The sequence below is a fragment of the Candidatus Binataceae bacterium genome, assembly GCA_036495685.1.
Lineage (GTDB): Bacteria > Desulfobacterota > Binatia > Binatales > Binataceae > JAFAHS01.
On sequence record DASXMJ010000011.1, the window covers coordinates 23,624 to 39,713 of the forward strand.

At 62.0% G+C, this 16,090-nt stretch carries 12 protein-coding genes; 6 read left to right on the forward strand and 6 right to left on the reverse strand.

The annotated features are described in order from the left end of the window. Positions 1 to 63 precede the first annotated feature (63 nt). The 5 genes from gyrB to ribB all read right to left on the reverse strand — a co-directional run bounded on the left by gyrB (position 64) and on the right by ribB (position 7,682). Positions 64 to 2,478 carry a DNA topoisomerase (ATP-hydrolyzing) subunit B gene (gene gyrB, locus VGI36_01245; protein ID HEY2483739.1) on the reverse strand — a complete coding sequence of 805 codons (2,415 nt, stop codon included), beginning with the start codon at positions 2,476 to 2,478 and terminating at the stop codon, positions 64 to 66. A gap of 317 nt (positions 2,479 to 2,795) precedes the next feature. Beyond that, a complete protein-coding gene (locus VGI36_01250; GenBank protein ID HEY2483740.1) occupies positions 2,796 to 3,488 on the reverse strand; it encodes an iron-containing redox enzyme family protein in 693 nt (230 codons plus the stop codon). A gap of 115 nt (positions 3,489 to 3,603) precedes the next feature. Continuing rightward, entirely contained in the window at positions 3,604 to 4,491 is an 888-nt protein-coding gene (locus VGI36_01255) for a phosphodiesterase (GenBank protein ID HEY2483741.1), read from the reverse strand. 62 nt (positions 4,492 to 4,553) lie between these two features. Further along, positions 4,554 to 6,482: a cytochrome c biogenesis protein CcdA gene (locus VGI36_01260; GenBank protein ID HEY2483742.1), complete on the reverse strand. Its 1,929-nt coding sequence runs from the start codon at positions 6,480 to 6,482 to the stop codon at positions 4,554 to 4,556. Between the two features lie 18 nt (positions 6,483 to 6,500). After that, positions 6,501 to 7,682, reverse strand: a complete 1,182-nt coding sequence (ribB, locus tag VGI36_01265; protein HEY2483743.1) for a 3,4-dihydroxy-2-butanone-4-phosphate synthase — start codon at positions 7,680 to 7,682, stop codon at positions 6,501 to 6,503. Positions 7,683 to 7,773: 91 nt separating this feature from the next. Between ribB and VGI36_01270 the strand changes: the two genes are divergently transcribed. Both VGI36_01270 and galK read left to right on the forward strand, forming a co-directional pair. Further along, entirely contained in the window at positions 7,774 to 8,523 is a 750-nt protein-coding gene (locus tag VGI36_01270) for a nucleotidyltransferase family protein (protein HEY2483744.1), read from the forward strand. Then, positions 8,520 to 9,908, forward strand: coding sequence for a galactokinase (gene galK, locus VGI36_01275; protein ID HEY2483745.1), 1,389 nt, complete (start codon positions 8,520 to 8,522; stop codon positions 9,906 to 9,908). The genes VGI36_01270 and galK overlap by 4 nt, the downstream gene beginning before the upstream one ends. A 104-nt stretch (positions 9,909 to 10,012) precedes the next feature. Here galK and VGI36_01280 read toward each other — a convergent pair whose 3' ends face one another. After that, positions 10,013 to 11,893: a glycoside hydrolase family 36 protein gene (locus VGI36_01280; GenBank protein ID HEY2483746.1), complete on the reverse strand. Its 1,881-nt coding sequence runs from the start codon at positions 11,891 to 11,893 to the stop codon at positions 10,013 to 10,015. Positions 11,894 to 11,919: 26 nt separating this feature from the next. On the opposite strand from VGI36_01280, the gene VGI36_01285 reads away from it, so the two are divergent. From VGI36_01285 to VGI36_01300, 4 genes are all read left to right on the forward strand, one after another. Continuing rightward, positions 11,920 to 13,320, forward strand: a complete 1,401-nt coding sequence (locus tag VGI36_01285) for an MFS transporter (GenBank protein HEY2483747.1) — start codon at positions 11,920 to 11,922, stop codon at positions 13,318 to 13,320. A gap of 46 nt (positions 13,321 to 13,366) precedes the next feature. Further along, complete coding sequence (gene selA / locus VGI36_01290) at positions 13,367 to 14,791, forward strand: L-seryl-tRNA(Sec) selenium transferase (GenBank protein HEY2483748.1); 1,425 nt, start codon at positions 13,367 to 13,369, stop codon at positions 14,789 to 14,791. 68 nt (positions 14,792 to 14,859) lie between these two features. Further along, the gene (locus tag VGI36_01295; protein HEY2483749.1) at positions 14,860 to 15,078 is read left to right on the forward strand and encodes a dodecin; all 219 of its coding nucleotides are present in this window, start codon (positions 14,860 to 14,862) and stop codon (positions 15,076 to 15,078) included. 123 nt (positions 15,079 to 15,201) lie between these two features. Further along, positions 15,202 to 16,056 carry an LLM class F420-dependent oxidoreductase gene (locus VGI36_01300; GenBank protein HEY2483750.1) on the forward strand — a complete coding sequence of 285 codons (855 nt, stop codon included), beginning with the start codon at positions 15,202 to 15,204 and terminating at the stop codon, positions 16,054 to 16,056. Positions 16,057 to 16,090 lie beyond the last annotated feature (34 nt).

The following is a 16,090-nucleotide window of genomic DNA, read 5'->3' on the forward strand; positions in this document are numbered from 1 at the left end:
AGGTCGAATCACCGAACTACGCGTTCCTGGTGCGGAAGGGACGCCCACGCAGAAGGCTGCCGATCAGATATCGAGGTTGCGCACGTTGAGCGCGTTTTCCTCGATAAACTGGCGACGCGGTTCGACCTGATCGCCCATCAACTTGGTGAAAGTTTCCTCCGCCTCCTCAACCGACGAGATCTGAATCTTGAGCATCGAACGCGTCTCGGGATTCATGGTGGTGTCCCAGAGCTGCGAGGCGTTCATCTCGCCGAGGCCCTTGTAACGCGAAATGTCCACACCCCGCTTGCCCGCTTCGAGAACCGCGTCGGCGACCGCTTTGAGTGTCGGTACGGTGCTTTCGGCGTCGCCGGTTTGGATCTTGAGTGGCGAGCTGATCGCGTCGATTTCCGCCTCAAGGCGCCGGATTTCGCGCAGCTCGCCCGAATGGAACAGCACCAGATCGACCACCGTGGGTGGCTTGGAGCCATTATGGCTGTGCCCAACCACCACCGACCATCGTTCTCCGGCTTCCTGGCGAACCGTGGCGGTCAGATTGTCGTCCCTGATCGCCCTGCGCAGCGCATCGGCCATCTGCTTGGCACCCTTCTCGGATTCGAAGTTGGCATCGGTGAGGGTTTTGTCAGCGGAAAGCCTGGCCACCGCCGCCACGATGGGCCGCTCCTTGGAGCGGCGTTCGAGGGCTTCGTACATGCGGTCGTAGTAGAGCGCTTTGCGCACCAGCGTCTTCAGGGCGACTCCTTTGAACTCGCGCGCATCCTTGCCCTTGCCGGTCTCGAGTGTCACCGCCTCGGAGCCGAGATCGGTCAGGTAGTCCTCGAGCGCGTTCTCGTCCTTGAGATAGCGTTCACTCTTGCCCTTTTTCGCACGAAACAGAGGAGGCTGCGCCACGTAAAGGTACCCGTTCTCGATGATTTCGATGAACTGGCGAAAGAAGAAGGTGAGCAGCAGGGTGCGGATGTGCGACCCATCGACGTCCGCGTCGGTCATGATGACGATGCGATGGTAGCGGAGCTTGGAGAGGTCCTTGTCCTTACCGATACCCATTCCGAGCGCGGTAATCAGCACGCGCAACTCGGTCGAGGAGAGCATCTTGTCAATTCGCGCCCGCTCCACGTTCAGGATTTTGCCGCGCAGTGGCAGAATCGCCATGGTCTTGCGATCGCGGCCCTCCTTGGCGGTCCCGCCAGCGGATTGACCCTCGACCAGGAATAACTCGCTGCGCGCCGGGTCTCGTTCGGAGCAATCGGCCAGTTTGCCGGGCAGCTGGCCGGAATCGAGCGCGCCCTTGCGCCGCACCAGTTCCTTGGCTTTGCGCGCGGCTTCGCGCGCCGCGGCCGCTTCCAGGGCGCGACTGGTAATCTTCTTGGCGACCGAAGGATTTTCCTCGAGATACTCGCCCAGCTTGTCGTTGACCAGCGAGGCAACGATACCCTCAACCTCCGAATTGCCCAGCTTGGTTTTGGTCTGCCCTTCGAACTGCGGCTCGGGAATCTTGAGGCTAACTATGGCGACCAGACCTTCGCGTGTGTCGTCGCCCTCCAGCCGGGTTTCCTTGGTTTTGAACAGTCCGTTTTTCTGCGCGTAGAAATTAAGGGTGCGGGTCAATGCCGACTTGAGTCCGGACAGGTGGGTTCCGCCCTCGATGGTGTGGATGTTGTTGGCGTAGCTGAAGGTCACCTCGTGGAGCGAATCGGTCCACAAGAGCGCAACCTCGGTCTCGATCCCATCCTTGGAACCCTTGAAAAAAATCGTGTCATGCAGCGACTCGCTACCCTCGGCCAGCGACTCGACGAACTGCGCGATGCCGCCCTCGTAGTGAAATTCTTCCTCTTTGCCGGTCCGCTCGTCGCGCAGCTTAAGCTTGAGTCCGCCGTTCAAATAGGCGATTTCGCGCAGGTAACGCGCGATTAGTTCATACTTGAACTTGACTTCGTTGAAGATCTTCCCGTCGGGCGAAAACGTGGTCTTGGTACCGGTGCTCTTGGTGCTGCCGCGTTCTTCGACTTTGGATTTCGGGATTCCGCGTTCGTAGCGCTGAAAGTAAATCTTGCCATCGCGGCGGACTTCGACCTCAAAATCCTCACTCAACGCATTCACGACCGATGCGCCGACCCCGTGCAGTCCACCGGAAACCTTGTACGCGCTGTGCTCGAATTTGCCGCCCGCGTGCAGCACGGTATGCACAACCTCGAGCGCCGAGCGCTTCTCGGTCGGGTGCATATCGACCGGGATGCCGCGGCCGTTGTCATCGATAGAGATGCGGTCGTCACCGAGAATCACCGCGCTGATTTCGGTACAGAAACCAGCCAACGCCTCATCCACCGAGTTGTCGACTATTTCGTTGACCAGGTGATGCAGCCCGCGCTCGGCGGTATCCCCAATGTACATTCCGGGTCGCTTGCGAACCGCTTCAAGCCCTTCCAGAACCTTGATCGACTCGGCGCCGTAACCGTCGGAACCCTGCTTTTGTGCCATAAATCAAAGCGCGGCTGGATACCGTCCTCTCCTGCCCATCAGCCTGTCTCATGATACGCGTTCCACCCCTTGAAGGCAAGGAACTAGACAGTCAGACCAGAGCATAATCAAACATAGTTTATTTATGTGGCAAGTTTACAAAATAGTGTCCATTTCGTCGGCATTTATTGCAAACGAACAAACGGCGCAAATGAGCTTTCAGAAATGTGTGATCTTCAGCGGAAATAAAACTATATTTTGCATTTCTACCCGATGCCGGCGCGTGGCGGCTTAATGCGCCAGCAAAGCCTTGCTCGAAGCCAGTTCTCGCCCAAAAATTATCCGCACACGCGCTCGATACCGTCGAAGAACTGCCACCATAAATCGAGCGAACGATTTACTGCGTCGCGTATCTTTTCACGCTCCAAATCACCGAGCGTCAGATGGCTTAAGATATTCTCTCCTACGTCGCTGTGATCGCGATCGGCCAGTTCGTGCACGTCGAAGAACGCGACTTGATCGCGGTTGAGGCCGTAATGTTTTTCCAACGCCCGGGCAAAAGGACCGAAATTGGTAACCACCTGCCCCTCCGCGGCGACGTTGATTGCGCCGACACCCTCGGCGAAGGAGCGGTCCTTGGTCGAAAGTTCGAACCAGTCGATCAGCGAAGCAGTCGAGGGCAGCGGAGTCGCTTCGGTTAACTCCTCCCGTTTCATCCCCAGTCCGGTCCCCAAGCGGATGAACAACTCCGGATGCGGCGCGCTGCCGGAAATCTTGCCGGTCTCCTCTTCGTAAAGGCTCTCGGCGAGCTTGAGACGTTCGGCCGCGTCGTAGCAGCGCGAATGCAGCGCGCTTACCGCTCGCGGAAATTCGCGCACCTGCAGGAAGAACTGCGCTGCAAAAGTCTTCATCCCATCGCGCCCGACCTTACCTTCGCCGATCCTGCGCCACAGCGGATGCCGTCCAAACGAGCGGCGTTCCTTGACCATCGCAAACAAGTCTTTGACGAAACTCTCGCTGGCTCCTGCCATGACGACCTCGCTCAGATGAACCCTACCAAGGGTGGCGGAAAAAACGAATCCGCAGCCCGAGCCGATATGCCCGGATTGGGTTCTGCGCTATCGCCGGGAGCGATTCCTTTTCTGATCAGTTCCTGCGGTCGAATTCGCTCTTGCACAGCGCTTCGTAGTCGCGCCTACTCCGCTCGACAATTTCTTCGCGGTCGGCCGCTTTGAGACCCTCCAGCAGCGCCATCGGCTGGTAGGAATTCGGGACGTAACTCAGATGGGAAACCAGCCCATAGCCCGGGTCCCACACGTGAAGCTGTATGGCGCGCGGCTCCATGATGAACTCGAAGCCATCGCCATTCAGCTCCAGCGCCACTTGGTGGCAGGTACTCGGCGCCGTCGACGCGATCGTTCCCGCCCACGCGACGTGAATCGGCCGATGGATATGGCCACAGGCTACCCGGACGACTTGGGGATGCCGGGAGACCAACAGTTCCAGCTGGCGGCCCCCGTGCAGTCCGGACGAGTCCATCCAGCGGATGCCGGTGCGGAAGGGCGGGTGATGCATGAAAATCACGGTTGGGGCATCAGGGCGGGCCCGCAGGTTCGCCTCCAGCCAGCGCAACCGCTCCGCGCACAACTCGCCGTGATGGTGACCGGGCACGCTGGTATCGAGTCCGATGAGCCGAATTGGGTAGTTATCGATCACATAGTTTACGAACGGCGATCCGGAGGGTGGCATGTAATCCTGGTCGGCGAAAACCTGAAGCACTTCGCGGTTGTCGTGATTGCCCGGAATCACAAACACCGGAACCTTAAGTGGCGACAGAAGTTCTCTCAGGACCGAATATTCTTCTTCGCGGCCGTGATCGGTCAGGTCGCCGGATGCGATGACGGCATCCGGCCACGGGTTAAGACTGTTGACGTGAGCGACCGCCTGGCGAAGTTGATCGTTGGTTGGCACCTGGCGGTAGCACAATCGATCCCTGGCAACGACGTGGAGATCGGTAATCTGCGCGATACGCATCAACGTCCACCTCCGCGAGGATTGTCGATCCCAGTGCGAATGGGCGCAATCGGGCAATTGCTTCAGTCGATGCGGCGGAGGTCGGCCAGGAATTCATCCGACCCGATATAACCCACTTTTTGGACCTGCACCCGGCCCGAGGAATCAATCATGACGGTGGTCGGCACGCCCTGAATCTGGAACTTGCTCATCAGGTCCTGGTTGGTCTTGTCCTGATGGGTCAAATCGGCCCGCAACCTGACAAACCGCGACGCTTCTTTGACCACCGATGGGTTCAGGAACGTGGAGTGCTCCATCTCGCGGCACGGAATACACCAGTCGGCCGAGAAATCGATCAACACCGGTTTGCGGGTCTCGCCCGCCGACGCGAGCAGCGAGGAATCAAATGGCTCGAAAGTAAGAGATTTTGGCGTGGCACGCGGAATCGCGACGTAGATCAGCGCCGCCACCGCCGCGGCGCCCACCACCGAGCGAAAGACCAGGAACGGGCGCCACCCGCGCCCGGCGCGGGTACCAAAGCCCAGCCAGATTCCCGCGGCGGCCGCGTAGAAGGGCAGGATACGGGTCATGACATGCCCGGGCATGACCGGATCGAGAAAATAGATAGCAAGGCCTATCAGGATGAACCCGAACAGTTGCTCGACCCATGCGAGCCATTCACCGGAACGCGGCAGCTGCCGGATACTGCCCGCCGCCAGTGCGAGCGCGACGTACGGCAGACCCAGACCGACCGCGAGCGTAAAGAACAGGGCGAACCCGAAAAACGGATTTTCGCTTCGCTCGACCATCAGCAGCAGCCCCAACACGATGGGCCCGATGCATGGCGCCGCGACCACGCCCATGCCCAGCCCCATCAGCAGCGCGCCCGCATAACCGGGGCGCGCGACTCCCGCGCGATTCATCAACCATTGCGGCGGCTGCAGCGCAAACACGCCAAAACTTGAAAGCGCCAGCCCGACGAGCATGGCGGCAATGACCGACAGCACTACGGGATTCTGCATCGCGGCCCCGAACAACCCCCCGGAGAGTGCGACCGCAACCCCGACCGCCGAGAACATCAGTGCGATTCCCAGTACGTACACGACTGCCAGCGCGAAGACTCGTCGCGGCCCACCGCCCTGGTTGCCGAAGTACGCGATGGTGACCCCGATTAGCGGGTAGACGCACGGCGTCAGGTTTAGAGCCAGTCCTCCAACCAAAACCGCAAGAAAACCGAGCACCCAGCCATGATGGGCAAAGACGTCCTCGAGTACGCCCGTCCGCGTGCCCCCTGCAGTCATGGCCCCGATTGGCCCACCACCGGTGATCGTTCCGCCCACGGCTTCCTGCAATGAGGCGAGTGCGATAGTGGAGCTGACCGAGGTGGGCCTCAGGCATTGCAGATTGTCACACGCCTGGTAGTCGATAGTTACCGTCAAGTCACCCGCGGCGGTGAAATTCATCGCTGCAGTGAGCGGGACCGAGAGCATCAAGATGTCCGAAAAGACCGAAAGCTTGTCGCCGCCGGAGAACTCGAGTGCTACCTCCTCGGCCTTCGGGTATTGCACCGGGCCTGCGCTCACCGAAGCCGGCCCCGCGATTCGTACCACCGTCGGGATGTACTCGTCGCTGAGCGGATGATTCGAGTTGATATGCCACCCTGCCATGACGCTGGCATCGATGAGCAAGTTGCTAGTCCTGCCAGGCGCCAGTGGATGGTCCACTTTCAGCGCTGAGATCTGCACAACTTCGTTGGCCTTGGGCAGCGCAAACGCGGGTGCAGCGCTCGCAAAAACTGCCCACAGCGCGCAAATCAACCCGACCAAGCTCCTCGCCTTGTTCCCATTAAAGACCGGCGCGGGTAGCCGCGGCGGCAGCTTCAAGGTCCAGTCGGTCGCGAGCCCCGGGGCCGGGGTCGCGCCGGTTGCCGATCCCCGCTTTGGACGGACCGAGGAGGCCCTCCCACCGATCCGATTTGCGCGATACATGATCTGGTACAACGCTTCCCGCAACTTTGGGGTTCCGCGACCCTAGTTGCTGGAAGTGACGATCGGCTTGCCGTTGGGCACGGTAAGCGGCACCGAACCCACGATCTCAAGTCCATATCCGGGCAGGTTGGCAAGGCGGGGAGTAGCATCGGACATGACGATCATCTTGCGCACGCCGACGTCGCGTACGATCTGCGCGCCAATGCCGTAGTCGCGGAAGTCCGCCTCGGTGGTCCCATAGCGGGTGCTGGGCCGATGTCCGCCGCGCTCGTTCGATCCCAGCTCCGCGGCGATCGCGTTGGATTCGCGTTTCAGGTAGAGCAGCACGCCTTCGCCTTTTTCCGCGATGCGTTCCATCGCCGCGCGCAGCAGATTGCGGGTGGGGCGCGCTGCGTATCCGAAGACGTCACCGGGAAGATATTCGCGATGCACTCTCACGAGAATCGGTTTCTGCGGATCGACGCTGCCCATCACGAGCACCAGGTGCTCGGTGTAATCGACCTGGTTGCGATAAACGATCGCTTTGAAATCGCCATACTGCGTTGGCAGTTGTGCCTCCGCGATGCGATGTACCATCGTTTCGTGCCGCAACCGGTACTCGATCAGATCGGCGACCGTTACGATTCTGAGGTTATGGGTGCGCGCGAACTCGACCAAGTCGTCGCGGCGCGCCATCGTGCCGTCGTCTTTCAGAATCTCGCAAATGACCCCCGCGGGTTTGAGACCCGCCAGGCGCGCCAGGTCAACCGCGCCTTCGGTCTGTCCGGTGCGCACCAGCACGCCGCCATCGCGCGCGCGGAGCGGATAGACATAGCCGGGTGAGATAAATTCCGAACCGCTCGCGTCTTCTCGAGTCGCCTGTAGGATGGTAATGGAACGGTCCTGCGCCGATTGCCCTGAGCCAGCGCACCGCTTCGCGGTGATCGATGCGGTGAACGCAGTGCCGAGCGGCGCCTGGTTGTCACCGACCATCATTGCGAGACCGAGCTGATCGATGCGCTCGGCGGACATCGGCAGGCAGATCAGGCCGCGGCCAAACTTGGCCATGAAGTTGATCGCCTCCGCGGTGACCTTTTCCGCGGCCATGCACAGGTCACCTTCGTTCTCACGCTGCTCATCGTCCATCATGATGATCATGTGGCCGCGGCGCGTTTCCTCGATAGCTTCTTCTACCGAGATAAAGGGGGCCTTGGCTTTGGCACGCGGGTTTATCTCACCGAACATGCGGGCAGCTCTCTCTTACCAGCGTCTACGCTTATCCTAAGAAATTCCCGCACGCCAGCAAAGCGTTCGTGGCGCTGCTATGCTTCGGGACATGGTGCCTGGCAAAGCGGTGCTGCTGGCGGCGGGGCGAGGTACCAGGCTGGCGTCGCTGACGGCAGACCGGCCCAAACCCCTGCTCGAGGTTGCCGGGAAGCCCCTAATTGCCCGCATCGTCGGGGGCATGATCAAATCCGGTCTGCGCGAATTTGTCGTAGTGGCGGGCCATCTCGCCGAACAGATCGAGCACTGGTGCACCACCTTCGCGATACAAAACCCGGGGATAACGATCCAAACGATTCGCCAGCAGCATCTCAATGGAACCGCCGGCGCGATGCTGGCCGCACGCAGTCTGCTCGCCAGCGAGGATCGCTTCATGTTCGGCTGGGGCGACATCCTGATGGATGGCGCCAACTATCCGCGGTTTGCGGCCGCGTCGCAGCGCGCCGATTGCGACCTGTTGCTGGCAGTCAATGATGTCGACGATCCGTGGCGGGGCGCGGCGGCGTACGTCGACTCCGCAATGCGTGTTACGCGCCTGGTCGAAAAGCCGCCACGCGGGACGTCGTCCACCCGATGGAACTGTGCCGGTCTGTTCAGCGCGTCGCGAACGGTTTTCGACTACCTCGATCGCCTTGCGCCGTCGTCTCGGGGCGAACTGGAGCTTCCACAGGCCATTGCCGCAATGATCGCGGCCGGACGCATGGTGCGAGCTTTTGAAGTGCAGGGGTTCTGGAGCGACGTCGGCACCCCCGATGATCTCGCCACGGCGCGCGCACACTTCGATTCGGGAGCGGGCTCTTGACCGATCCGGGGTGGGACAGTTCGGAGCTGGATCGCGCGGCGTCCATGGCGCGAGGACTCAGGACCGTCGCGGGTCCTGATGCGCGACTATTTGCGGTGCGCGCACCGGGCAGAGTCAATTTGATCGGCGAGCATACGGATTACAGCGGTCTTCCGGTGCTGCCCGTCGCGATCGATCGATCGACCATCATCGTCGCCGTGGCTACTCCGTCAGACGAAGTCTCTCTGCGTAACGAGAATCGTTCGTATCCCAATCGAGACTTCAGGCTCGCGCGCAATATTCCACCTTACCCGACCGGCGATTGGGCCAACTACGTAAAAGCGGCCGTGCAGGGGGTCATCGATCACTTCGCAAACCGCGGAACCGAAGTCACCCGGCTTCGGGGCGCGAGGCTGGTAATCGACGGGCGCGTGCCGACCCGCGCCGGTTTGTCATCGTCGGCCGCACTTACCGTGTCGTCGGCGCTTGCCTTCATGGCGACCAACGGGCTCACACTGCCGTCCATCGAAACGGCTGCGCTGGTCGCGCGAAGCGAGTGGTATGTCGGGACGATGGCGGGCGGGATGGATCAGGCTGCTTCATTGCTTGGACAACGCAACCACGCGCTGTTCATTGAGTTCAATCCGCTCCGGGCGCGAGCGGTCAAAATGCCGCCGGAGGCCGCCCTGGTCGTCGCCGACAGCCGCGAGGAGGCCGACAAGTCAGGAGACGTTCGCGCTGAATACAATCGCCGAGTTGTGGAGTGCGGGCTCGCGGCGCGCTTTCTGGCGCGCGCACTCAGGCTGAATGGAGTTCGCGGACTCGGCGACGTCGTCAACGGTGTGAAAGATTGGAACGCAGCCGACTTGATCGCGGCACTTGCGAACACAGCGCCCGAGCGGGTGAATTCTGACCTCGGGGGAGCAGCCTCGCGGTTGGGTCTTTCTTCAGAAACGCTCGCGCGCGAGATGCTGGGCGACGGCGACTCGCGCCTTACCCTGGACGGACATCGTCCGCTCGAGATTCTCAAACGAGCACGTCACGTATTCAGCGAGACCGAACGGGTGCTGCGGGCGGTGCGCGCGTTGGAAGCGGGGCGGCTTGCCGAGATGGGCGCGCTCATGAACGCGTCGCACCGGAGCCTTGCCGAAGATTTCGACTGCAGCACTTCGCGTCTGGACCGGATGGTAAGCTGTGCACGCCGCGCCGGCGCGTTAGGCGCGCGTCTCACCGGCGCAGGGTTCGGCGGCTCAATCGTTGCGCTCTGTCATGCGGATGACGCACAACGCGTGATCGCGGCGCTGGATCGCGAGTATTATTCCCCGCTGCAGATCTCACCACAGTCGGCGCGCGCCGTGCTACACGCCGGCGCGGGCGCGAGCCTCCTCGAACTGGCCACTGCCTGAAACACGGAGCTTGGCGACCTCGCGCCGGACACGAGGAATGCGTCCTCTTGCCAGCGAGCGGCAACAATCACGGAGAATTTGGGAATTGCCGCGCGGTGACGGCCCTAGCGCCGATTCACCCGCACCAGGCGCGCTGAATGCGGCGCAAGGTCGATGATGCCGGTGTGGGATTCCTCCTTTCCACCCAAGGTGCGGACTTGGTACGAGCCGCGCCCGAGCGTCGCGAGCGGAAATCGCGCGTGGTTGTCACCACGATTCACCACCACCGCCGCCACCCCTTCATCGCTCTGCTTCATCAAGCCCCGCACTCCGCCGGCGTCGAGCAGATCGAGTGCCACGATGGGCTTGCGCTCCGCGCCGTCATCCATCTGGACCGCCAAGGCCGCGGCGTCGCGAAACAGCTGGCCTTCGTCCTCGCCCAGCAGCGACATGTCGTCAGAAATCAGCAGCATTCCGCCCGAACCCGCGATCACGCTGGCCAGTGCGAGCCGCTCGTCGGCACTCAGCTGCGTCTCCTTGGCACGCAGCATCAGGCAATCCGGATCGTTAAGCCACAGCCGTCGATGCATGAAGCTGCGCGCGATGATCGCATCGAGGGCGTGCACGGTAGACGGATCGCCTGCGCCGCCGCTGCCCCAATAGGGCGAAACATCGGGGCCGATTCGCATTCCGTCGACCATTCCCACCGCCGCGCCGAGCGGGCACCCGCAGCCGAGAATAAAGGCATCGTCGCCCGCGCCCCCACGAATTGCTGCGAGTCCATGGCGCAGGGTTTCGGCACGTGTCCAATTGCGGTTGTGGCGGAGGCCTTGTGCAGCTGCTGCGTACAGAAAGTCGAGCTTTAGGTAGGAATAGCCGAACTGGTGCACGAGTTTGCGAAACAACCTCTCCAGATGATCGCGCAGCGCCGGATGGCTCGGGTCGAGTGCGTACGCAGTCTTGTCGTCGTGGCGGGTCCAGTTGGGATTGTAGCCGGCAGGCAATGGGGCGCCGCCTTCATCCTGAATAAACCAGTCCGGATGATCGCGCATGAGGTGCGAGTCCCGCGCCGCCAGAAATGGCGCGGTCCAAATTCCGGCCTCGAAACCGGCCGCGCGGATTTCGGCGCCAATTTTTGCAAGTCCGCTGGGGAACTTCCGGTTGGTTTCATCCCAGTCGCCTAACGCCGACTGAAAACCGTCATCGAGCTGCACCACCTCGATCGGGAAGCTGGATCGGAGCGCGGCAAGCGCTTGCAAGTTGTCTCGCAAGGCATCTTCCGTGATGGCGTGAAAATAGTGGTACCAAGAGCACCAGCCGCGCCGAAAAGGAGCGCGGGTGCGCGCGCCCATCGCTTCACCCAATTTCGCGGCCCAGCGCCCGGCCAGCACCGCGGCCGGCTCGCGCGAGCACTCGAAGTACAGCGGCGCGATGGCGCGCGTCGCCCCGTGCGCCAGCTCGATGCCGTCAAGCAACGCTCGTGCGGCGATGGCGTCGGGCGTCCGAACCGTGAGCGTGGTGAGACTCGTAGCGCCGTCGAGAAATCCCGCCAGCAGCCTCTCGCCGTCGCTCCGTTCCAGGATCGTGAATAGTTCGGAGGTGGCGGCTTCGGGCACCTCCGGCGGGCGTACTACCTCGCTTTGATGATTGACTCGGGTGAGCCGCGCTCTCTTCTCATAGCGTTCGTCGGAAAGGTCTCCCACCCGTAGCGCAAACGAGCCGCTCCACGACTGGTAGCCGTGCTTGAAAAATCGCGCTTGCGCGGTGCGATCGAACCCGCTCGCGATGAACATGCACGCTGCGTCGAGCTCGACCGGAGACTCTGCGTGGTTTTGCACGCTCGCGCGGGCAATCACGCCTCGCTCGGAATATTCGCACCTGATCGTGACGCTGATATGGGCGTCGCGGCCGGTACTTAGCAGCGCACCGGGCGGATGCGCAATCGCCAGCGACTGGTCGGCGCCAGTTGCAAGGCGGTAGCGAATCTCGATTCCCGACAGATTCACGTCCTAGAAACTTGCAAACCATATGCGTGCCGACAAGCAGGTCGCTTGGCTGCGCGGGCTCTGGCAAAATCACTGGGGTCCCTGACATCGATTCCGAGGTTGGTATCATCGACACTGCGCCAGAGATAGAAGCCCTGGAGGCCGAAGAGCCCGGGGAGCTTCCTGAAAGCACCACCTGGGAAACGCGTCTCTCGGCGTTCCGCGCGCTGCGCCATCGAAACTTCCGCCTGTTCTTTGCCGGTCAGCTGGTTTCACTTATCGGCACCTGGATGCAATTGGTCGCACAGGCGTGGCTGGTGCTGAAGCTCAGCAATTCCTCGATGATGCTCGGAGTGGTCGCCTTCGCGAGCTTTATGCCCGTGGTCCTGGTTGGCCTTTTCGCGGGCGTGATTGTCGATCGCGTCGATCGGCGCCGCTTGATACTCGCTGCGCAGACCCTCCTGATGTTGAGCGCGTTCGTGCTTACCGCGCTCACCTGGACCGGCACGGTGCGGGTCGAGCACGTCATCATTCTTGCCGCGCTCAATGGACTGGTGAGCTCATTCGATATGCCGGGCCGGCAGGCATTCGTAGTCGAGATGGTGGGCAAGGAAGATCTGTCAAACGCGATCGCGATGAATTCGATGATCTTCAACGGCGCACGCATGGTAGGCCCCGCGGTTGCCGGCCTTTTGATAGCTCTTATCGGCGTGACCGGCTGTTTCTTCCTCAATGGGCTTAGTTTTCTGGCGGTCATCTGGGGACTGCTGGAAATGGATGTGCCACGGCGGCAGCGCCGCGACTTCGGCGCCGCGATGATGCGTCAGGTGCGCCAGGGCCTCGCCTATGTCTGGCGTCACCGGCCCAGCTTCTATCTCCTGGTGACGGTCGCGATCAGCAGCGGCTTTGCGGTGCAATACTCGGTTCTGGTGCCCGTGTTCGCACGCGACCTTTTGCACAGCGGGGCGCGTGGCTATGGCTTCCTGATGGCGGCTCAGGGCTTCGGCGCCGTGATTAGCGCGATCGTGATGAATTCTCGCTCCAGCGAGGCGCGGGTGCTGCGGCAAAATCTGGTCATCGGCTTGTTCCTGCTGGCTGGCGCCATCTTTATTTTCGGGGTGTCGAGGTGGATAGGGCTTTCCCTCCTCGCGCAGGCGCTGATTGGTGCAGGCCTCATGAACCACATGGTAACCACCAACACCATGCTGCAGATGTTCGTCGCCGATGAGTTGCGCGGCCGCGTCATGAGCATCTACACGCTTTCGTTTATCGGCACCGCGCCGTTAGGGAGCCTGGGGGTCGGTTTCGTCGGAGAGCACCTAAGTCCCCGCATCGCGGTCATATGCTGTTCGGTCTTTGCCCTGGGCTGTGCGTTCTTCCTGATAAGCAAACTCAAACTGATCGCCGAGGCCCAGGCCGGTCTCGAAACGCCGTCGCCTGCATCGTAGTCCGGGGCCTTGCCTGCGCGCCGGGCGCTCTTCGATAATCCAGCCCGTGACCCGCCAGCGCCCGTCTTCGACGCAATCCACCGCCCAGGAGATTCGCGCGTCGCTGTTGCGCGCGGTGCCGCCGGTCGACGAGTGCCTGCGCGCGCTCGCGGGCAGCCCGCACGCCCGGGGGGTCAGCGGCGCCTACCTCAAGAAAGTCGTGCAACAAGCCGCCGACGACTTGCGCGCAGAGATCGACGCGGGGCGAGCCCGCAACGATGGCGATCGGCGCGCAATGCTCGCGCAGATTGTGCGCCGCGTCGAGAACGCGCTTATCGCCGACGAGCCCGCCATGAAACCGCTGGTCAATGCAACTGGGGTGGTGCTGCATACCAATCTCGGTCGCGCGATCCTCGCCGAACCCGCCATCGAGGCGGTGGAACAGGCCGCGCGGGCGGCGGTGAATCTCGAGTTCGATCTACAGACCGGCGAACGTGGCGATCGCGATGCGATCGTCGAAACCGAGCTATGTGCCCTTACCGGCGCCGAAGCGGCGACCGTGGTCAACAACAACGCCGCAGCGGTCCTGCTGGTTCTCAATACCTTGGCGCTCGGGCGCGAGGTGGTGGTTTCGCGCGGCGAACTGATAGAGATCGGCGGTTCGTTCCGGATTCCCGACGTTATGCTGCGCAGCGGCGCGCGCCTACACGAGGTCGGTACTACCAATCGGACCCATCGCGCAGACTACCGCAACGCAATCGGACCCGACACCGCGCTGCTCATGAAGGTACATCCGTCCAACTACCAGGTAATCGGATTCACCAGTGAGGTGGCGCTCCAGGACCTGGCCGCGCTCGGCCGCGAATACGGCGTGGACGTGGTCGAAGACCTGGGTTCCGGTGCCCTCATCGACCTGACGCAGTTCGGGCTGCCGCGTGAGCCGGTTGTCGCCGAGCGAATCGCGGCCGGCGCGGCGATCGTGACTTTTTCCGGCGACAAGCTGTTGGGTGGCCCGCAGGCCGGACTGATCGTCGGACGCCGCGAGCTGATCGCAAAGCTGAAAGCCAATCCGCTCAAGCGGGCGCTGCGCTGCGACAAGCTCACGCTCGCCGCGCTGGCAGCGACGCTCAGAATCTACCTGCGCTCCGACGAAATCAGGGATACGGTTCCCACCTTGCGCCTGATGAGCCGCAAGCCCGCGGAATTGCGCACGGTCGCGGCCCAGGCTGCTCGAATTATTGCCGAGCGCCTGGAGACGGGCTTCAAGGTGGAAGTCACTGAAGCGACATCCCAGGTCGGATCAGGGTCGCTTCCCGCTGAAAGCTTGCCGTCGGTCGCGGTCACGATTACCCATCCCGATATGTCCGCGAACGCGATCGCCGCGCGGTTTCGTCGCGCGCGAATCATCGGACGAGTCAGCGGCGATGCTTTTCACCTCGACATGCGAACCATCGAAGACCCTGCGGTCTTTGCAGTCGATTTCAAAAGCTGAAACGAACGTGCCGGCTAGGCACGCCGCAACCCGATAGCGCAGCCCCAATACTGCGCGAGGAGCCAGCTATGCCAGACAAGACTTACAAGATCATCGAAGTGGTGGGTGTCTCGGAGGACAGCATTGACCAGGCCGTCCGCAACGCGCTCACCAAGGCGACTCGGACACTTCGCAACATCGACTGGTTCGAGGTTAAAGACATTCGCGGCGCGGTGGCCAAGAAAGGCGAACCAGTGTTTCAGGTCGAGGTCCGCATCGGATTTCGGCTGGAAGGCGACCCGGTTTAGGAGAGTTTCACAGCTTGAAGAGCACGGGCCGTTGTACACGCAAACCGTCGATGGCCGGCTCCCCTCCTCAGCTTCTTGGGGGGAGTTCCGATCTACGGACCGAACTGGCCCAGGGAGAATCTCATGAAATTCGCGACCTTCTTAAGACAGACCCAGCCGTCGGGCTTGGCCGCGATCGCGCGCAAGGCCGAAGAGTTGGGCTTCGAGTCACTGTGGGTTCCCGAGCACATCATCCTGCCGGTTGAGTACCGCTCGCTCTATCCGTACTCATCCAGCGGCCGACTGCCCGCGCCGTCTGACGCTCCCATGCACGACCCGATGCTCGTACTCGCGTACGTCGCGGCGGTTACCAGCACGATCAAGCTGGCCACTGGGGTTTTCGTGCTGCCGCTCAGAAATCCGTTCGCAACCGCGAAGGCGGTGGCAAGCCTCGACGTGCTGTCCGGCGGCCGGTTCATTTTTGGCGTAGGCATTGGATGGCTGGAAGAGGAATTCACCGCGGTCGGGATGAACTTCAAAGATCGCGCGGTGCGCACGCGGGAGTACCTCGGGCTGATGAAAGAGCTGTGGACCAGCGCCGATCCGGTCTATGGCGGGCGCACCGTCAGCATCGCCGGGTTCAAGTTCATGCCCAAGCCGGCGCAGCGGCCACACCCACCAATCGTGTTCGGCGGCCACACCGGCCCGTCGTTGAAGCGGGCGGCGCGGCTGGGCGACGGATGGTATGGAATTGCCGAAAGCCTTGACGGGATCCGCACCAGCATCGCACAGTTGCGAGCCCAGGAACGTGAACTCGCGCGTGCCACACCCCTGGAGATAACCATAAGTCCGCGCCTCGCGGAGCCGTTGACGCCTGCGCTCGTGAACCAATTCGTCGAGATGGGTGTGGCGCGGATCATCTTTGCCGCAGGCCCTTCCGCCAAAGAGCAGATCGGTGGGATGGAACGCTTCCGCGACGAGGTAATGAGCCGATGTTAGTGGCCGGCCGCATTGCCCGCTTGGCGTCTTCACC

Coding starts and splice junctions, on each gene's coding strand:
- gyrB (HEY2483739.1), bottom strand. CDS start 2,478: ATGGCACAAAAGCAGGGTTCCGACGGTTACGGCGCCGAGTCGATCAAG.
- VGI36_01250 (HEY2483740.1), bottom strand. CDS start 3,488: ATGGCAGGAGCCAGCGAGAGTTTCGTCAAAGACTTGTTTGCGATGGTC.
- VGI36_01255 (HEY2483741.1), bottom strand. CDS start 4,491: ATGCGTATCGCGCAGATTACCGATCTCCACGTCGTTGCCAGGGATCGA.
- ribB (HEY2483743.1), bottom strand. CDS start 7,682: ATGTTCGGTGAGATAAACCCGCGTGCCAAAGCCAAGGCCCCCTTTATC.
- VGI36_01270 (HEY2483744.1), top strand. CDS start 7,774: ATGGTGCCTGGCAAAGCGGTGCTGCTGGCGGCGGGGCGAGGTACCAGG.
- VGI36_01295 (HEY2483749.1), top strand. CDS start 14,860: ATGCCAGACAAGACTTACAAGATCATCGAAGTGGTGGGTGTCTCGGAG.
- VGI36_01300 (HEY2483750.1), top strand. CDS start 15,202: ATGAAATTCGCGACCTTCTTAAGACAGACCCAGCCGTCGGGCTTGGCC.